Annotated in this window: 13 protein-coding genes; 10 read left to right on the forward strand and 3 right to left on the reverse strand. The window is 43.8% G+C overall.

Features of this window, described 5'->3' with window-relative positions; all coding sequences use genetic code 11:
- Window positions 1–39: 39 nt before the first annotated feature.
- Entirely contained in the window at window positions 40–831 is a 792-nt protein-coding gene (map, locus tag AC5JPT_RS11755) for a type I methionyl aminopeptidase (protein WP_443527212.1), read from the reverse strand.
- Window positions 832–1,130: 299 nt separating this feature from the next.
- Between map and AC5JPT_RS11760 the strand changes: the two genes are divergently transcribed.
- The 10 genes from AC5JPT_RS11760 to AC5JPT_RS11805 all read left to right on the forward strand — a co-directional run bounded on the left by AC5JPT_RS11760 (window position 1,131) and on the right by AC5JPT_RS11805 (window position 15,738).
- Window positions 1,131–2,207, forward strand: coding sequence for an esterase/lipase family protein (locus tag AC5JPT_RS11760; RefSeq protein WP_443527211.1), 1,077 nt, complete (start codon window positions 1,131–1,133; stop codon window positions 2,205–2,207).
- A 90-nt stretch (window positions 2,208–2,297) separates the two neighbouring features.
- Window positions 2,298–3,401 carry a lipase secretion chaperone gene (locus AC5JPT_RS11765; protein WP_493858223.1) on the forward strand — a complete coding sequence of 368 codons (1,104 nt, stop codon included), beginning with the start codon at window positions 2,298–2,300 and terminating at the stop codon, window positions 3,399–3,401.
- Between the two features lie 177 nt (window positions 3,402–3,578).
- Window positions 3,579–3,710 carry a hypothetical protein gene (locus AC5JPT_RS11770; RefSeq protein ID WP_319051759.1) on the forward strand — a complete coding sequence of 44 codons (132 nt, stop codon included), beginning with the start codon at window positions 3,579–3,581 and terminating at the stop codon, window positions 3,708–3,710.
- A 374-nt stretch (window positions 3,711–4,084) separates the two neighbouring features.
- Window positions 4,085–4,573, forward strand: a complete 489-nt coding sequence (locus tag AC5JPT_RS11775; RefSeq protein WP_493858224.1) for an META domain-containing protein — start codon at window positions 4,085–4,087, stop codon at window positions 4,571–4,573.
- 262 nt (window positions 4,574–4,835) lie between these two features.
- Window positions 4,836–5,840, forward strand: a complete 1,005-nt coding sequence (locus tag AC5JPT_RS11780) for a Xaa-Pro aminopeptidase (protein ID WP_493858225.1) — start codon at window positions 4,836–4,838, stop codon at window positions 5,838–5,840.
- 181 nt (window positions 5,841–6,021) lie between these two features.
- Window positions 6,022–6,678, forward strand: coding sequence for a hypothetical protein (locus AC5JPT_RS11785; protein WP_493858226.1), 657 nt, complete (start codon window positions 6,022–6,024; stop codon window positions 6,676–6,678).
- Window positions 6,679–6,794: 116 nt separating this feature from the next.
- Window positions 6,795–8,870 carry a hypothetical protein gene (locus AC5JPT_RS11790; RefSeq protein ID WP_493858227.1) on the forward strand — a complete coding sequence of 692 codons (2,076 nt, stop codon included), beginning with the start codon at window positions 6,795–6,797 and terminating at the stop codon, window positions 8,868–8,870.
- Window positions 8,871–9,124: 254 nt separating this feature from the next.
- The gene (locus AC5JPT_RS11795) at window positions 9,125–15,328 is read left to right on the forward strand and encodes a DNA repair ATPase (protein WP_493858228.1); all 6,204 of its coding nucleotides are present in this window, start codon (window positions 9,125–9,127) and stop codon (window positions 15,326–15,328) included.
- A gap of 80 nt (window positions 15,329–15,408) precedes the next feature.
- Window positions 15,409–15,570, forward strand: coding sequence for a DUF2256 domain-containing protein (locus AC5JPT_RS11800; protein WP_075106903.1), 162 nt, complete (start codon window positions 15,409–15,411; stop codon window positions 15,568–15,570).
- Window positions 15,571–15,597: 27 nt separating this feature from the next.
- The gene (locus AC5JPT_RS11805; protein ID WP_493853551.1) at window positions 15,598–15,738 is read left to right on the forward strand and encodes a DUF2256 domain-containing protein; all 141 of its coding nucleotides are present in this window, start codon (window positions 15,598–15,600) and stop codon (window positions 15,736–15,738) included.
- 11 nt (window positions 15,739–15,749) lie between these two features.
- On the opposite strand, the gene AC5JPT_RS11810 is transcribed toward AC5JPT_RS11805, so the two are convergent.
- Both AC5JPT_RS11810 and AC5JPT_RS11815 read right to left on the reverse strand, forming a co-directional pair.
- Window positions 15,750–17,945: a KAP family P-loop NTPase fold protein gene (locus tag AC5JPT_RS11810; RefSeq protein WP_493858229.1), complete on the reverse strand. Its 2,196-nt coding sequence runs from the start codon at window positions 17,943–17,945 to the stop codon at window positions 15,750–15,752.
- 225 nt (window positions 17,946–18,170) lie between these two features.
- On the reverse strand, window positions 18,171–19,100 hold the full coding sequence (locus AC5JPT_RS11815; RefSeq protein ID WP_493858230.1) for a bile acid:sodium symporter family protein: 930 nt from the start codon (window positions 19,098–19,100) through the stop codon (window positions 18,171–18,173).
- Window positions 19,101–19,155 lie beyond the last annotated feature (55 nt).

A 19,155-nucleotide genomic window follows, 5' to 3' on the forward strand; every position in this document is an offset into this window, starting at 1 on the left:
GAGCCAAAAAAAAGACCGCCTAGGCGATCTTTTATTGTCTTACTGTGTCAAAAAGCTTAAATCTTCTTCAGGGCGAGTCGTAAAGACTTCACAGCCATTGTCTGTCACGACCATAGTGTGCTCCCACTGAGCAGATAGCTTACGATCTTTGGTAATGGCGGTCCATTCATCTGGCAAAATCTTAGTCTGCCATGTCCCTTGATTGATCATAGGCTCAATAGTAAAGGTCATACCCGTTTTTAGCTCAAAACCAGTGCCTTTTTTGCCATAATGCATGACTTGCGGCTCGTGATGGAACTCATTACTGATACCGTGTCCACAGAACTCGCGCACGATACTAAAGCGCTCAGGTTCGACTACTGCTTGGATTGCAGCGCCAACATCGCCTAGACGCGCGCCATTTTTGACCACACTCATACCAGCATATAGAGCGTCTTGTGCCACTTTGCAAATACGCTGTGCCATGATAGAGCCGTTGCCAACGATCCACATTTTTGAGGTATCGCCATAATAGCCATCTTTAATAACAGTCACATCAATGTTGATGATGTCACCGTCTTTTAGTAGCTTGCTTTCAGTTGGAATACCGTGGCAGACCACGTGATTAACTGAAGTACAAATGGATTTTGGAAATCCATTATAGTTAAGCGGTGCAGGGATAGCCTGCTGTACGTTAACAATATAGTCATGAGCGATTTGGTTCAGTGCCTCGGTACTGACGCCAACTTTGACATGCTCATCGAGCATTACCAGAACATCACTAGCGAGTTTGCCAGCCACGCGCATTTTTTCTATGGCATCAGCCGACTGGATAAGGGTTTTTTTAGTCATCGTCATCTATCTTATAATTATGGGTTTCATGTGGACAGATTATACCATAAATGGAAGAACGGCAGTTCTAGGTTAAGTGATAGTCAACCTATCATTATGATTGATAATAATTGCTTTACAGCCTATAAAAACTGAACATGACCCCGTAGTCACAATAATATATTCATATTTTGACAATTTAGTTGAATGTTACAGAAGATATCAGTAATGTAATTTTGCCTGCTAAAGGAATTAGCAGCAATCTTTATCGCTTTTGTGCGGTACGGATAACCAAACTCAACGATAACAAGGATGTTGTTATGACACTCTCTTCATACGTTCGTGCCGCCATCACACCAAAAGCCTTTTTGCCAATACTGGGTTCAATCGGTACTGGTGTCTTGTTAATGACGCTACAAACCACATCAGCCCAAGCAGCAGGTCAGTACTATAATTGTGCCAATGCCAATGGTTGTAAGCTGGTTGACAGCAGGTACTTTACATCTAGCTATACCAAAACCAAATACCCAGTCGTTATGGCTCATGGACTTGGCGGTTTTACCCAGTTATTTGGGGTTATCGATTACTTCAACGGCATCCCTACAGAGTTGATGAAAGGTGGCTCGGAGGTATATACCACCAAGACGTCAGCCGTCAATAACAGTGAGATTCGCGGAGAGCAGCTGCTACAACAAGTCAAAACCATCGCCGCGATTTCAGGCGATCCTAAAGTCAATTTGTTTGGGCACAGTCAAGGCGGTATAGATATTCGTTACGTCGCTGGCGTCGCACCAAAGTACGTCGCGTCAGTCACAGCAGTGTCGAGCCCAGAGCAAGGGTCAAAAACAGCCGATTTTGTCAAAAACGTCCTCGAACCAAATAACAACACTGGTACGCCATCGAACATCACCACAGAGTTAGTATCAGGTGTCTTCAATTTGATTGGTGGTTTTGCAGATGTTGGTTCAGGTATCAGTTTTAAAGAGATACAAGAGCAAGATGGCTGGCAAGCACTCATGGCGTTATCGACTGATGGTGCAGCGCGCTTTAATGCCAAATTCCCTGCAGCAATGCCAAGAAATTATTGTGGTCAGCCAACCAGTACTGCGGTCAATGGCATCAAATACTACTCATTTAGCGGTGTTGGACAAATCACAAGCGCACTTGATCCTAGCGATTATCTATTGGCCGCGACGGGTGTACCGTTTGCAGGTGAGTCTAATGATGGGTTGGTATCTGCCTGTTCGAGTCGTCTTGGTTATGTGATTCGTGATAATTATAGAATGAACCATTTGGATTCAGCTGATCAGGTGCTAGGTCTGACAGCATGGGGTGATTCTGAACCAAAATCTATCTACCGTACTCAGGTCAATCGTCTCAAAAACGCTAACCTTTAAGAGCGTAAGGTTTTAAAACGCAGGATTTTAAAAACGCAAGATTTTAAAAACATAAGTCCTAAAGCTGACTAGTAAAAAGAACCCTCATTTATGTCGAATAATCGCCGCCCAGCCTATTTACCCATCGCTATAATCGCCGCGGTTATCATAGCGCTAACTGCGGTGGTGATTATGTGGTTCAAGCCTGATAATAATGAGATAAGCTCAGCTCAAACGACGGCTTCTGTTGAGGATAGTGAGTACAACGAGTCGATCTCAACTGAGTTAGCTGCTGGTCAAGTTGTGGAAGCGACAACTCTCCAAAACCAGTCTGCATTTGTCACTGGACTGGAGCGTCTGCCACGATCACTAAAGGACACGCAAATCGATGGCGAAATCATCATTGATGAAAACAAGCAATTGGTCGTTACAGAAGGGCTGCGGCGTTTATTCGATTATTTTTTATCCGCACTTGGTGAGGAGGACGAAACGGTTATCATCGCACGTGTTGAGAGTTACATCCGTCACCACACGCCAGAACCTGCTGCGAGTCAAGCAGTTGCTATATTTAACAAGTATGTCGCCTATCTCAAAGCACTGCCAGAGATAGAAAAGCGTTACGGTAATCTACAGTTACAAGCGACCAAAAGTGGCGAGCTGGACTTGAATGCAGTCGCTCAACAAAAGCAAGACGTGGCCAGCTTACGTCAGCAATATTTTGACAAAGCGACCATTACGGCGTTCTTCGGTGCTGCAGATGATTATGATGACTATAGTGTAGAAATGGTCAGAATCAATCAAAACCAGCAAATGAGCGATGCTCAAAAGCAGGCCGCTAGGCAAGACTATGTCAGTCGATTGCCAGACAATGCCACCAAAACCAATATCCAGCAGCAAGCCAATCTTGGTGAGCTGATGGCTCGTACCGAACAAATGAAAGCACGCGGTGCAACACCCGAAGCCTTATACAATATGCGTCGAGAGCTCGTCGGCGCACCAGCGGCAGAGAGACTGGCACAAGTTGATTTAGAAGACGCCAACTTTGACCAGCGTTTCAACCAGTATGAGACGCAAAAACAGCGCTTATTAAGTCAAAGTGCAGATCAAAACCAAGCAAAAATTCAGATAGAACAATTTGAGCAGCAGTTGTTTGATGATGCTGAGCGCAAGCGTTTATCAGGGTATGCTGCCTTGCAAGAAATGAAGGCGCAGTAAGCCTACTTCATTAACATTAATTAACTTACAGCAATGTAAGAGATGGGTATGCTAAAAGTGTGAATAAGCTACGGTCTCTGGGAGAAGTACGGCCCAATATCTGTAGTTTAATACAATGATAGTTATACTTCACTTGAACCAACCATAACGGTATATTAAAACTATTTAGGAGCTCATATGAAAAACATGACCAAAGCATTGATGACAGGTATTGTAATGGTAACGGTACTCGTCGGTTGCCAATCTATGTCGAGCATGACAGCACCTGCTACTGACCAGCCAGAGATTACAGGTACAGATGTGATCTAAAATGATAACTGATATGCTGACAAAACCCTTTTTAGATGTTTCATTTGAGGCGGTAGGGAGTGACAGCAATCACTAGTATCTAATAACAATATATAAAACACCTCACTATATAGTGGGGTGTTTCTGTATAAACACTCATCGAGCAAATCTGCTTTATCATTTGTTAGAATAGCATCCAAACGACTATAGAATTGAATCCATTAGTTTTAAATATAACACCCAGTTTATAATGACAGCCGATAATGAGTCAGGCTAAACGTAGTTATTCTTTAATACAGGAAATAACACAATCAATCATAATAAAACTAAAATTTTGGCTAAGCTTATTGGGGCTTATAACAAGAGTTTTCGGTTCAATATAGTAAGGAGAAGAAATGAATAACATGATGAAAGTAATGATGGTCGCTACTTTTACCACTGGGGCGCTTGCTGCTGGTTGCCAGACGACTGCTAATCTGCCTGCGCCAAGCAGTCAGGCAGTTACCAACGATGCCTTACAAGCTTACGCTTGGCAGCTGGTTGATGCCAAAGAGAGCAACGGTGAGCAGGTAGCGCAACTGTTCTTTGATCCAGCAAAACCTCTGACCCTAAGTTTTATGAACGATGAGGGCAGAGACTACGTAGCATTTATAAATACCTGCAACAACATGAGCGCAGGTTATAGCGTTATAAATGGTGATGTGCAGATCAAAAATGGTATCAGTACTTTGATGACCTGTCCTGAGCCGCAAGCCAGTTTTGATGCCGCAGCATTAGCCACAGTACAAGGCAAGTACAGCCTCAGTAAAAATGCCAATAATCTACCTATCTTAACGATCAAAAGTGAGAATCAAGTAGCTCACTTCAAAGCGGTCTCAAAATAGGTTTGCCATTTGTTGAGATGAGCACTTATTAAGCGTAAACAGACTAATAGACAAACAGACGAGTTAAACTTCGTAGAGCCCCACTAACTAGTGGGGCTTTTTTTATCCAAAGTTTGAGCCAGTTTAGGCTACACTAGAGTAATGCTCCTGCAATAAAATTAATTTTTAAAAAAGTAGCTACGGATTTAAATATCAGAGCAGTGATGCTCAATTTTAGCTATTTACCGTGCTTTTTCCCTCAGATGTTATTGGATACTACATTATGCTCAAAATCCACATGTCAGAACTCAAGTTGCCAAGAGTGACAGTGAGAGGTATCACTACGCTCGCTATCGTTGCGGCGCTGACAGGCTGTCAGACATTGCCTGATATTCAAACCAAAAAACCGATCAGTATCGTTGACAGCAATCCGCTGACTGCGCGTATGCCTGCCATTGATCGTCAAGGGTATATTGCTTACGTAGAAGAGCAAGGACTTGGAGCGGCTAAAGTATCGATACTCTATAGTATCCGTCCTGATGGTAGTGATCGTCAGCTCATTGATCAGTTGCGCGGCTATATCTATGCGCCGGCATGGTCAGCCGACGGGCAATTACTTGCTTATAGCAAACAAGCTGCACGTGAACATCCCAAGATCTATATATATGATCGTCGTAGCAAGACGCGCAATCTAGTCGTCAATGCTGAAGGCAGTAACATGTCAGCGTCATTCTCACCGGATGGTCAGCATCTACTCTACAGCTCGACCGTCGGCGGCAATGCTGATATCTATGAGATGCAACTGAGCGATGGCAAGACGCGGCAGCTAACAACCTTGCCGAGTACTGAGGTTCAGCCAAGTTATGCAGCAGATGGCAAGAGCTTTGTATATACCAGTGACAAAGTCCGTGCTGGACGTCCACGTATCTATCGCTACAACTTTGCAACCAGTAGTGCCACGCCTGTACCGACCAGCGGTTATGTCGCCAGTCCACAGCTTAGTTCAGACGGTCAACGTATGGCTTACCTTAATGGCCGTAAAGCCGCTGTTATGATGCTGACAACTGGGCAAGTATCCAATCTGGCAGAGACTGGACTTGATGAACCTGCTCGTCTGTCTCCTTCTGGAAACTATGCGGTTTATCCCACACGCTACTCAAAAATCAGTGGGCAAATCGGCGGTAAGAATGGGGGAGATCTGGTGATTCATTCGCTCTCAGGGAATACAAGCTATGTCATTAATAGTCAAGATGGTGGCGTCGTGCGCTCACCGATATGGGGACGTTAGTAACAATTCCTATATATTATGTAATGAAATGTATATATAATTACGAATAAGAAAACATAAGTTGATTCTGAAGGGTTTAAATAAATAGCGTCAGGTCGGTTAAGCATTATCCGCATCGTACTAAGCACTGCACTGAACGGTTAGCATATCAGATTAGGTGAATAAAGGGAGAGCAGGTGTCATGCAAGAAGCGTTTTTAGTATTTGTTACTAAGATCAGTTTATATCCCACGATTATTTTTACTGGGCTTGTGATGTTTGTCACCTTGTATTGGGTTGTGTCTTTGCTTGGCATGGCAGATATGGATACTGTCGGTTTTGGTGAGTCAGGCGGCGATACTGATATCGTCAACTTGTCATCGACTGGTTTTTTCACAGGTCTCATGCTCAAATTCGGTCTTTATGGTGTTCCGTTGATCATCATACTCAGTCTCGTTAGCTTGATAGGGTGGCTACTCAGCTACTTATATACCAGCTTTTTACATCAGTATCTTGATTCGGGTGCGCTGTATTATTTATTCGGTACAGGGGCACTTGTCTTTGTCTTGGTTGTATCGATGTGGTTGACAGGCATTATTATTTCCCCTATCCGCAAAAATATTGCCAAAATTCCCAAACGTAATTCGTCTAGTAACGTGGGTAGAGTCGCTGTAGTGCGTACGCTCAGTGTGACGGACAAACATGGCGAGGCGACACTCAATGATGGCGGTGCTGGACTGATACTCAAGATTCGATCAGACATGAACGACCATCAACTAAAACAAGGCGATAAAGTCGTGCTGGTAGAGTATTTAGATAGCACCAACACCTATCGAGTGACTCCTGTTGAAGACAAATAAAGCTCATCAATGATATTGCTCAGTGGATGATGGCTCAATAACATAAAAAATAAGTATTTAGTAAATATAGCAAGAGTTTTAAATTCGCTTGGAATGTTTTAATTAAAGGAATGAATATGGACATACTCATTATCGTCGGCGTGGTTGTGGTGCTGGCGTTTGTTTTTATGATGGTCGCACTTTTGATGCTCAAAGCCTTTTACTTCAAGGTTGAGCAGGGCAAAGCACTCATTATCAACGGTGTGAGTAAAATAGCGGTACGCTTTGATGGTGGCTTTGTGTGGCCAGTAATCAACAAAAAAGAGCTGATGAGAATCTCGCTCATCACGCTAGAGGTTGATAGGCGTGGTAAAGAAGGTTTGATTTGTGCGGATAATATGCGTGCTGATATCACAGTCGCATTCTATCTACGTGTCAATGAAACCGAAGAAGATGTACTCAAAGTCGCCAAGTCCGTTGGTGTTGAGAGAGCCTCCGATAAAGTCGCGGTCAATGAGCTGTTTAACGCTAAGTTTTCAGAAGCACTAAAAACCGTCGGTAAGCAGATTGATTTTGTCAAACTGTTCGAAAACCGCAGCGAGTTCCGCGACAGTATTGTCCAAGAAATCGGTAACGATCTCAATGGTTATGTCCTAGAGGATGTGGCGATTGATTATCTGGAACAAACACCAAAAGTATCACTAGACTCAAGCAACATCCTAGATGCTGAAGGTATCAAGAAGATCACTCAGCTAACAGCGTTCCAAAACGTCATTACCAATGAGCTTGAGCGTGACGAAGAGCTGGCCGTTAAGAAAAAGAATGTCGAAACCCGAGAAGCGATGCTAGAGTTGGAGCGTCAACAAGCCGATGCCGAAGCCAAGCAAAAGCGTGAAATCTCATCAGTGATTGCCCGTGAAACGGCCGAAACTCGCAAGATTGAAGAAGAAGAGCGCAAAAAATCAGAAACTGCCATCATTATGGTGGAGCAAGATTTGGCGATTCAGCGTGAAAATCAGCAACGTGAAATCGAAGTGGCGGGTCAAAATCGCCTGCGCGCCGTAGTCATTGAAGAAGAAAAAGTCACGCGTGCTCGCGATCTAGAAATTGTCTCGCGTGAGCGTGAAGTAGACTTACAAAAAATTGAAGCTGACCGTGCGATTGAGCTTGAGAAAAAAGAAATCGCTAACGTCATTCGTGAGCGCATTGCGGTGGACAAAACTGTGGCGCAAGAAGAAGAGCGTATCAAAGAAGTTCGCGAAGTCAGCGAAGCGGATCGCTCTAAGCAAACCCGCGTCTTGGCGGCGGAAGCAGATGCTGAAGAACTCAAAGTGCGTCAGGTGAAAAAAGCCGAAGCAGAAGAGTTATCTGCCAAGCATAAAGCTGTCGAGATTACCACGCTTGCCAATGCCAATCTGGAAGCCTCTGCAAAAGATGCAGAAGCCAAAATCAAAATGGCGGAAGGTATTAAAGCAGAAGAGTCAGCGCACGGCTTTGCTGAAGCGGCGATCCAAGAGGCTAAGTCAGGGTCGCTTGAAAAAGAAGGCATCGCGAGAGCCAATGTCATCAAAGCGACAGGGCAAGCTCAGGCTCAAACAGACCGTGAAAAAGGCATGGCTGAAGCCGAAGTTATTGCGGCTCGCGGTGCCTCTAAAGCAAAAGCGGAGCGTGACATCGGTATGGTCGATGCAGAGATTGTTGCTGCTCGCGGTGAATCTAATGCTAAAGCCGAGCGTGATGTCGGCATGGCCAATGCTGAGGTTATCGCTGCTCGCGGCGAGTCAAATGCCAAGGCAGAACGTGACGTTGGACTGGCAAAAGCCGAAGTCACTCGCGCGCACTTCCAAGCCGAAGCAGATGGTCTGGTAGAGAAATTCAATGCCATGGGTAGCATGAGTAAGGAAGCGCGTGAGCACGAAGAGTTCCGCATGGGTCTTGAGACCGCGCTACAAGAAGCGATGGCATCAATTGATGCTGGTAAAGAGATTGCCAAAGAAAACGCCGAAGTATTGGCAGTGGCGCTCCAAAAAGCCAAAATCGATATCGTTGGCGGTGAAGCGCACTTCTTTGACAACTTTGCCAAATCATTGTCGATCGGTAAAGCCATTGATGGTTTAGCGGGTAAGTCAGACACGTTAAGCGGTATTATCAATGGGGTCATGGCCAACCAAGCGATGAAAGCCAATCAGTCAAATGATGACAAAACTGCTTAAACGATGTGCGATTGGTATGAATATTAGTCGTTATAAACGCTCTGTTATCTAGATAGCAGAGCGCTTTAACCAACGCATTTTCAACGTTAGCGCCGAAAATGAGTTGGCTAATCTAAACAAACCCATATTGACCGTTTTCTTAGATTAGCCACGCGCTTCTTTACTTTTAATACTGTTTTATCTCAAATAGCTTCTTATTTCCTGATTGCCAGACAATTCTCTTATTATGTAAAAACAGAAACGGACGAGCAACGATGGCGGACACGCAATACCCAACCAATTCAGATAGTAAAAGCGATCCTAATGCGAACCAAGCAACCCAAACCGATCAGGCAGTAGCCTCTGGTAATGCGTATGAGCTCATCAAAAAACGCCTAACAGAGCAGGGCAGTCGTCTAGAGCAACAAACCGCCAAATTAAATGCTGCACGCCTGATGGAATTTGGCAGCACCCAAATGCAGGTCATTGCCCGCACGCGTATTCGTACCGAGCACAACTGTGTGGCGCAGGATATGGTGCAAGTTGGCGAATATTTGCTGTTTGGCTATAACGTGTTTATGGGGTTAAAGCGCGCCAGTAATATTAAAGATGTGCTGTCGCTATATCGCTTGATAGATCCTGCTAACAAAGGTGATAGCGATGAGAGTCCGAAGAGCAGTAGTGGTGATAGTGCGGAGCAAGAGTATCAGCTCGAAGAGGTCGATTTAACAGGGACGTTTTTAGATCAAGATGCCTTTGTACAAGATTTCAATGAGCTCTATCGCTATTACAAGCAAACACGCCTGATTCAACTGACCGTTAAAGACAGCAAGTTGCTATTGGCGTTTCAGATCGGTGAGCGCATCACTGATATTCGAGTGTTTCGTTTTGCGTTAGACTTTAGTCAAGGCACACCAGAGGCTGCCCAAGTCGCCTACGTGGACAATCGCGGCGAGCGTGATATTGAGTTGCCGCCTGCCTATGACTTTGATTGGATCGAAACCACGCGAGAGCAGATGGTCAATGGTAAGTATCCGCACATGAATATCTTGGACACGATATTTGTGGAAACGGTCGGCGGTGATTTGACCATCAAGATTGAAGACAATACGCAGTCAGGGCAGGGCATCTATAGCGAGCCCGTCAATGATCGCACCCAGTCGCTGACCGATGCTGAGATTGCCTATGCCAAAGTCGGTAGCTTAATTCTCCTCAAAATATTGCCTTATCGTGAGGACAGTTATCGTTATTTTGTTTATAACACCTTAACCGAAGCGGTGCTGCGTTTGGATGCGATTGGTCAGTCCTGCGTACAGTTGCCCGAAGATCACGGCATTATATTTCCGGGTGGCTATTATCTACAGACGGGCGAGTATAAGCTGTTCGATGCCCACAGTGCCGGTGCCAAAAATTTAAAGTTTAAGCGCAAAATCATCTCGACGAATGGCGAAGATGTTTTATTCTTATTTTATGATAGAGAGCTGGGTATCACGGGGTTATTTCCTTATAACCTGATCAAAAAACAACTGGCAAACCCGATTTATTGCAATGGTATGGCGTTGGCAGACAATGGTCGCTTGGTGCTATTTAGTGACCAAAGTGAGCCGTCGCGCATTCATCCGATGCAGATATGGCACACCCCTTATGCCTCGCCTGAGTATGTGAGCGAGTTGCCTGAAAGCACGAGCTTCTATGGCAAAATCGGTAACAAAGAGCTGGTACGCGGCATCTCTGATCTTTATAGCATTACCCGTCTTATCGATAACCAAAGCGTGTCGCAAAAACTCTATGAAGAGCTGTCGGACAATACTAGCAGATTGTTTGATAGCTACTACTGGCTGTCTGAGCCAGAGCTGACTGACGTCGCCAGTAGTATTAAAGAAGTGACAGCGACCGCTGAGTTGGTCATTGATGAATTTGCTAAAGTCCAAAGTATCCAAAAGCAAACCCAAACCGCGCTTGCCGATGCCGAATCTCAGCAAAATGAGATTTTGCGGCAGATACGGGTCACGACGTTTGAGTCTGCCAGCGACTATGTCGATCAGCTGTCGGCATTGAGACGACAAAAAGGTCGCTTGGTCAGCTTGGAGGATTTGCGCTATTTAGACAGTGATAAATTAGAAGCGTTACAGGCGCAGCTAGAAGAGGCAGAAAGCGAACTTGCCGAAAAAACCGTGCTGTTTTTAAGCGGTGAAGAAGCACTATCAAGCTACGAAGGGATATTGGTCGATGTCAGTGAGCGCCTAAACACGGCGGAGACCAATGCTGAGTTAAAGCCAGTGCTCGATAAAATTGAGGACACGGCGCAAGGGTTAGACTTGTTGACCGAGCTACTTGGTACGTTGGACGTTGCTGATGCCACGGTACGTACGCAAATCATCGATGACATCTCGACCATTTATGCTAGCCTGAATCAGAGCAAAGCCAAGCTCAATCATAAACGCAAAAACTTAGGATCAGCTGAAGCGGTTGCGCAATTTGGCGCGCAGTTCAAGCTGTTTGGTCAATCGATTGCCAACGCCTTATCGATTGCCAATACGCCTGAGAAATCAGATGAGCAAATGGCAAAGCTGCTCGTGCAGTTAGAGGAATTAGAAAGCCAGTTCGTGGATCCTGAGACCAATAGCGGCGATCAGTTTTTAGCCGATATCATCAGTAAGCGTGAAGAGATTTACGAGACCTTTGAAAATCATAAGCAGCAACTGCTCGATGCCCGCAATCGCAAAGCACAAAACCTAGGGGATGGCGCGCTGCGAATGCTTGAGAGTATCAAGAAGCGCACGCAAAGCACAGGCGTGACTGGCTTTACAGAAGAGGAAGCGCTCAATACGTACTTTGCCGCCGATGGTCTGGTACAAAAAGTCCGTAACATCGCAAAAGAGCTACAAGCGATGGGCTTTAGTGTCAAAGCCGATGACATCGATGCGCGCCTAAAAGCCATTCAAATCGAGAGCTACAAGAGTCTAAAAGACAAGTCGGACTTGTTTGAAGATGGCGGTCAGATCATCAAGCTTGGCAAGCATCGCTTTTCGGTTAACACCCAGCCATTAGATTTAACCTTGCTTAGTCGCCAGCAGTCGGATGGCAAGCGTGTGCTCAATTTGCACCTGACGGGCACTGACTATTATGAAGCGCTTAACAACGCTGAGCTAAATGCCTTGCGTCCGTATTGGGAGATGAATATCGCCTCCGAATCCGACAAGGTATACCGCGCGGAGTACTTAGCCTATAGCATTATCGAGAGCGCCAAAAACAGTCAAGATGGCCTGACCGAAACCCGTCTATACCAAGCATACGATGAAACCGTCATTACGTTAGATATTAATGGTGATATCGATAATGACAGTCCGCTGGCGAAATTGGTCAAAGCCTACGCGGCTCCGCGTTATCAACTCGGTTATGACAAGGGCATTCATGACCATGATGCCACGTTACTTTTGATGCAAATACTACCGACGTTACGCGAGGCAGGGCTACTGATTTATACCCCGCAAGTCCGCGCACTGGCGCAGTTATTTTATTGGCAGTTAAATATCGTGCAAGCGTTGGGGCTAGATAACCTACATCAATTTGGCTATGACAATTGGCTGAATGAGTCAGTGCTGACCCGCGCAAATAACTGGACGGATCGAGCGGCTACCGCCGAGCAGCTCCGCCGTGCATTGGGCAGCGACACGGCCAAATCCTTATTGGTCGAGGACATGAGCCAAGTGATGCACCGTTTTGTCGCGGTCTATCGTGACGAACGTATTGGCAGTAGTAACGATGCTAAGCAGCCATCAGACGCCGCATTGGGGTTAGAGCCAGATTCAACGACCAGTGACATTCATAACACCAATATTTTTAAGCCAAGCTATGTGCAGCTGGCGAGTGAATATTTAGTTAGCGTTATGGTTCAGTCAGCAGAGCCAAATGCCGCCGCATATAACACAATAAACTGGCAAACCAGTAAGCAGGCCGAGCAGCTGTGCGAGCAGCTAAGCCAAGCGCTAAGTAGCTCGCCCGTCAGCACGCAAAGTAATGCCAGTTTTGCGCAGCTGCAGTCCTCAATTGGCAAGCTTGGCTTCCAACCCAAATCAGCCTATGAGCTGTTAGCCACATGGTTTCATGCACTGCTTGATAAGACTTACGGCAATAGTGAGTCGGCTAACGTAGCAGATGATGGCACGGATGAGGCAGGCGAGGCGCTGAGTGAAGCGCAGTTGGCTGAACGTCAAGAAAAAGACGCACTACGCAAACAGCAACTAGAGAGCGGTCGTCATTATGTGCCAGAAGCCATTGCTGTCTTACTTACCCAGTTAAATGATGCGCAGCGTGAAGCCTTGGTACAGCGCCTGATTGATTCAGGTGCACGTTTTGATAAAGGCGGCGCGAATAAAGGTACAACTGATGCCACCTCCACTTTGTCGTTCTCCTCACCTTCAATGTCATCATCAACGTCACTGACCAGTATCAATAACCCGCTCAATCAAGTGCAAAGCTTCACGCGTCATACGGGCAAGGTGTCGCTTGAGATACAAGTTAACGATTTATTGGGTGAGCATATTCGTATTCATCAGCAAACCCTCAACTTTGCCGTTGATGACTTTTTAAACCGTTTGCATCACCATGACACCCAAGTCATTCCTGCCTATCGACGCTATCTGGCGATGCGCTCAGAGATATTGCACACGTCAAAAGCAACCTTGCGACTGGACGAGTTTATGCCGCGTCCCTTGTCTTCATTTGTGCGTAACCGTCTGATTAATGAGAGCTATCTGCCACTCATTGGCGATAACCTTGCCAAACAGATGGGCACAGTCGGCGAGGATAAGCGGACGGACTTGATGGGTATCCTAATGATGATATCGCCACCAGGGTATGGTAAGACCACCTTGATGGAGTATGTGGCAAATCGTCTCGGCCTTATTTTTATGAAGATTAACTGTCCGTCACTCGGTCATGACGTCACCTCATTAGATCCCGAAAAAGCCCCTAATGCCACGGCAAGAGAAGAGCTAAATAAAATCAACTTAGCCTTTGAGATGGGCAATAACGTCATGCTGTATCTCGATGATATTCAGCATACACACGCGGAATTTTTGCAGAAATTTATCTCATTGGGTGATGGTACACGCCGTATCGATGGCGTGTGGCAAGGAAAAACCAAGACCTATGACATGCGGGGCAAAAAGTTCTGCGTGGTCATGGCGGGTAACCCCTACACCGAAAGCGGCGAAGCCTTTAAAGTGCCTGACATGCTTGCCAACCGTGCCGATATCTACAACTTAGGCGACATCATGAGTGGTATGGAAGAGGTGTTTGCGCTCAGTTATATCGAAAACTCGCTGACCTCTAATAGTGTCCTTGCACCACTGGCAAACCGCGACCTAAGCGATGTGCATCGCCTGATTAAAATGGCAAAAACGGACAATGCCAACCTCGCGCAAGCGCAAAGTAGCGATCTGACCTATCCGTATAGTACCTCAGAGATCAATGAGATCATTGCGATCTTGCGTCATATGTTTAGGGTGCAAGCAGTCATTTTGGATGTCAATCAAGCCTATATTGCCTCCGCCTCGCAAGATGATAAATATCGCGTTGAGCCGATATTTAAGCTGCAAGGTAGTTATCGTAATATGAATAAGATGACCGAAAAGCTGTCGGCGGTCATGAATGAAAATGAGCTAAACCAGCTGATAGACGATCACTATCTGGGCGAGTCGCAGCTATTGACCCAAGGCGCGGAGAGTAACTTGCTCAAGCTTGGCGAGATGCGCGGCACCTTAACCGAGGCAGAAAAAGGACGCTGGGCGCAGATCAAAGCGGACTTCTTACGTAATAAGGCCATGGGCGGCGAAGACGGCGATACGGGCGCGCGTATCGTCGCGCAGTTGGTGGATTTGGCGAGTGGCTTCAATGCCATCAGTCGTCAGTTTGAGACTTACTTAACCAAAAATGACCCAGAGCAAATCGCCCGCTTACGAGAAGCAGAGCGTAAGGCCCAGTTAGAGACTCAGATGGAGGCGCAGCTAGCCTCACAAAAAATCCTCGCCGATAGCGTGATCAATAACGCCAAAGTCGTCAGCGATAGTATCGATAATGGCTTTGAGAAAAGCGTGAGCCAATTGCTACAAATATACAAGCATGACCACAAAGCCGAGGGCGAGTACCTCAAGCAAAACCAAGACGCGCAAAAAGCGCTGATGGTGCAGCTGGTCGATGCCGTGGAACAATTGGCACACAACATGGCAGATAGCTTGTCTCGTAGCTTAGCCGAAAGCCTAATTAAAAATGATGACAATAAAACTGTAGAGAGCGATGCGCCTGATATTCATGAGCAGACCACACTGATGGCCAATGCGCTCAAGCAAGCGCTGGCACCACTGACGATGCGCATGGATGAGAAGCTCGCGATTGATAGCAGTACTGATCAATCTGGTAAACTGATCGTCAACAGTCTCAATCGCCTCAATAAAATATTTGACGATTATGACTAGTCACTGTGACTAATAGCAATGATACGTAGTAGGCTATAGTGACACGCGACCGATGTTGTAAACAAACCAATGAGAAATGTATGGCGCACAAAAAAAAGAACGTTCGAAAAAAACTCTGCCCCGTCTGCGAGCGTGAGTTTAGTTGGACGAAGAAGCTCGATAAAAACTGGGAGAGTATGGTGTATTGCTCAGACCAATGCCGTCGAATTAAGAAGTATGAGGGCGTCGAGCATCAAAAATAGATAGATAAAGGTGTAAGGATAAAGGCAATGGCACATAAAAAAGTAAACCTACCGCAAAAAACCTGCCCCGTCTGCCAGCGCCCGTTTACGTGGCGTAAGAAGTGGGAGAAAGATTGGGAGCAGGTGATTTATTGTTCTGAGCGGTGTCGGCGTGGGAAAAAGGTGTAATAGAACAAAAACTAATCTTCACGAGGTTCATAAAATAAGCTTTTCATTTCAAGCTCTTTACTGTTCGTGGAATTTATACTATTTGCGATTAGTAGCTGTTCAAAATTATTTATATTAACGAAGCTAGAAATTAGATCTTTGTCTACAAATGTAGTTTCGCTTGTACCATAATTTGAAACTGTTCTACTAGTTCTTATAAATACGTTATATATTTGGAAAAAATCGGATGGATTGTGAAGCAGCTGACTTATGTAAGCTTTACAGCTATTTTGGTCATAACTATACCAGAATAACAAAAATGTCACGCGACGTTCATGCTTGACGAAATCTTCTAGTTGGTTTTTGATAAATCCTTCTATATTTGCAGCTATCTTATCTCTGATGATCTTAAGATCGTGTTCATTTATAGAATAATTTTCACTTCTTTGTTGAATTCTTGAGTAGATTGTAGGAAGTAAAGACGATAAATGATTATCATCAATGAATTTACTTAAAATATTAAACTGTTCATCTTTAAAGCTTTTTAAAGAGTCAAAGAATAAAAAGCTTACTCTCGTTTTGTCTGATATCATACCTTCATCTTTTACTATGCTGTATAAATAATCTAAAGAGTTAAAATAATTATTAATTAGATTATTAGGTATTTTATTGATATTGGAAAATGAGCTTTCAATAAAGCTATCAAACTTATCGTATCCATAGATATTATTCAAATATTCTCTAGTAGATTGCTCATTATCTAAATTTTTGAAAAAAACTATAACTTCGTAAGTAGATAATTTGTTAGATGATATTTTAAGTGTAAAGTATCTATCAAATCGACTTTCGTGAGAAATCATGTTTTTGACAATTTTTTCTTGCTGACTATTAGTATCGAATGACTCTTGAATGTAGTTATGGAAGTCTGGGAAGATAGTTTTTATCAAATTAATAGATTGATTGTTACAAAAATCACTTATAAATAGATTAGCTATATCCTTTCTTTCTTCATCTGTCATGCTTATCAGATTATTTGTATTTTTTAACCTACCTAGCATTAAATCTCTACTTGCATGTATAGCTGAATATAGTTTCGGCTCAAATATTCTAAATGTCTCCAAAACCATAAAATCCACGAAATTAACTTCTAGATAATCATTTTCTAGCTGTGATAGCAAATTAAATTCGAAAGAATTAAGAAATTTATAAACAGAGCGCAAGTTCGTAAAATAACTAGCTAAGCCTTGCTGGTAAAAAATATCGGTAAAATAGTCATTATCAAAAACTTGATCGAAGTTGTCATGTTTTATTTTATCTAAAATTAAATCTAAGCGATCTATAATATATTTTCTTAGCATAATGACATCAGGTTCAGGGACTTTAAACTCCACCTGAACTATTTTTTCCATATATTCATGACCAGTTTGAGTGTTATCTGTTATTTTTTTCTCTAAAACAGATTTTGAGTATAGGAGTAAAAATACAATGTTTTCAAAATCAGTATTAGTTTTAACTAATTGCATAACTGTAAGAATCTGATGACGTTGCAGTCTATCGATATCATCTATTATGATGATTATAGGATCATTAATCTTAGATAAGCTTTCCGCAATACCTTCTTTGAATTCATTAACAGACTGACTGTTTTCATTTGCTAAATATTCATTTCTATCCATCATGGATTTAAACAGCCCGCCCAGTCCTTCAAAAAAAACTAGCCAAATAGCTAACACGCTTATTATTAGGTTAGATAGTAATTCAGGTGAAGTATTATTAGAAAAAATTTCAATAAAGAAACTACCCCCAAGTAACACGCCTAACAGAAGTGGAATAATTTTTATTGCAGGGCTTGTAATGACTTGTATATTATTCAGATAATAACTATATCTCCGAAATTTTTCAGCTAATCCCTTATATTTTTTATTACTGTCTCTAAGCTCTAGCTCACTAGCTATTTCCTTAAAAAATGCACTCATGATCAGATCTTGAGATGACCACTCCCAAGGCTTAAATTCGATTATACGTGTATCCTGATTAGTTGTTTTAATTCTATTAACTACTAAATTTTTAACAGAAGTTTTCCCAATTCCCCAATTCCCTGTAAGGGCAATTACCCACGAATCCTTATGTTTCCATTCTATAATTTTATTAGCTAATTCATGTGAAAAATCTTTTCTGTTAAGGAAGTCATCTTCAGCTCTTTCAATCGGTTTGTCCTTATGTATCATCGAGTTTTCCTAGAGCCAAAGTTTACGTTAACTGTTAGTTTGAAAACATTATAATTACTTTAAGCATAAAGGTGAGAAAAAATTTGCCTTCTATTCTTAAATGAATAAGTTAGCATATTGATATTTATAGCGTAGATTGTAAAATTACATGCTCACCCTAACCATCCAGTAAACCACAACTAACTTCATCGACATTCAAGTGCTTATAATTAAGAAATAAAACCGCTACCTAGCATCTCTCTTCGCAAATATATTCGCAACCAGCGCGCCACTAAAGTTGTGCCACACGCTAAATATTGCACTAGGTAAGGCAGCGACAGGGTTGAAATAAGTTGCCGCAAGGGCAGCGCCTAGACCAGAGTTTTGCATACCCACTTCCACCATAATGGCGCGGCGCTGTCTCTCCGTAAATCCAGACAAGCGCGCGATCCCATATCCCAAGGTATATCCCAGCATATTGTGTAGGGCAACGACGATAAAGACGATGGCACCGCTATCTAAGATGGTCGCTTTAGACACGGCGACTACGGCCGCGATGATGATCGAGATACCCAAGACCGACACCATCGGCAACACCTCGGTGACGAACGCGATTTTTTTACCCAAAAACTTATGAAAGATAACACCGAGTAATATGGGTAAGATGACGATTTTAGTAATGGTTATCATCATACTCGCTAAGTCGATATCGATCAGCTGACCCGCAAACATATTTAATAGAATCGGGGTCAAAAAGGGCGCAAGTAAGGTAGAGATAGAGGTAATCGCGACACTTAGCGCTACATCCCCTTTTGCCAAAAATGTAATCACATTACTCGATGTACCGCCAGGGCAACAACCGACCAAGATGACACCGACCGCGATTAAAGGATCAAGGTTAAAGATGACGGTTAATAGGTAAGCGATCAACGGCATCAGCGTGAACTGTGCCAACAGTCCGACCAGTACAGGTTTGGGGCGTTTGACGATCTCTAGGAAATCTTCGGTTTTGAGCGTCATACCCATGCCAAACATGATGATGCCAAGTATCGGCACAATCAAAAACGCCAGCGAGGCAAAAAATTCAGGAAACATAAAGCCCAACACAGCACTGACCAATGCCCAGATTGCAAAGGTTTTGCCAATCCAACTAGAAAGTAATGCAATCTGATTCATAGCCTGTCTCACAACAATAAAAATAATATAGTAGACAATAATCTAGCATGGTTAT

It is taken from the genome of Psychrobacter sp. H26 (genome assembly GCF_059073035.1).

What these genes read in the sequence shown, in the direction of transcription:
- map (WP_443527212.1), bottom strand. Translation starts at nt 831, where the DNA reads ATGACTAAAAAAACCCTTATCCAGTCGGCTGATGCCATAGAAAAAATG.
- AC5JPT_RS11760 (WP_443527211.1), top strand. Translation starts at nt 1,131, where the DNA reads ATGACACTCTCTTCATACGTTCGTGCCGCCATCACACCAAAAGCCTTT.
- AC5JPT_RS11765 (WP_493858223.1), top strand. Translation starts at nt 2,298, where the DNA reads ATGTCGAATAATCGCCGCCCAGCCTATTTACCCATCGCTATAATCGCC.
- AC5JPT_RS11770 (WP_319051759.1), top strand. Translation starts at nt 3,579, where the DNA reads ATGAAAAACATGACCAAAGCATTGATGACAGGTATTGTAATGGTAACG.
- AC5JPT_RS11775 (WP_493858224.1), top strand. Translation starts at nt 4,085, where the DNA reads ATGAATAACATGATGAAAGTAATGATGGTCGCTACTTTTACCACTGGG.
- AC5JPT_RS11780 (WP_493858225.1), top strand. Translation starts at nt 4,836, where the DNA reads ATGCTCAAAATCCACATGTCAGAACTCAAGTTGCCAAGAGTGACAGTG.
- AC5JPT_RS11785 (WP_493858226.1), top strand. Translation starts at nt 6,022, where the DNA reads ATGCAAGAAGCGTTTTTAGTATTTGTTACTAAGATCAGTTTATATCCC.
- AC5JPT_RS11790 (WP_493858227.1), top strand. Translation starts at nt 6,795, where the DNA reads ATGGACATACTCATTATCGTCGGCGTGGTTGTGGTGCTGGCGTTTGTT.
- AC5JPT_RS11795 (WP_493858228.1), top strand. Translation starts at nt 9,125, where the DNA reads ATGGCGGACACGCAATACCCAACCAATTCAGATAGTAAAAGCGATCCT.
- AC5JPT_RS11800 (WP_075106903.1), top strand. Translation starts at nt 15,409, where the DNA reads ATGGCGCACAAAAAAAAGAACGTTCGAAAAAAACTCTGCCCCGTCTGC.
- AC5JPT_RS11805 (WP_493853551.1), top strand. Translation starts at nt 15,598, where the DNA reads ATGGCACATAAAAAAGTAAACCTACCGCAAAAAACCTGCCCCGTCTGC.
- AC5JPT_RS11810 (WP_493858229.1), bottom strand. Translation starts at nt 17,945, where the DNA reads ATGATACATAAGGACAAACCGATTGAAAGAGCTGAAGATGACTTCCTT.
- AC5JPT_RS11815 (WP_493858230.1), bottom strand. Translation starts at nt 19,100, where the DNA reads ATGAATCAGATTGCATTACTTTCTAGTTGGATTGGCAAAACCTTTGCA.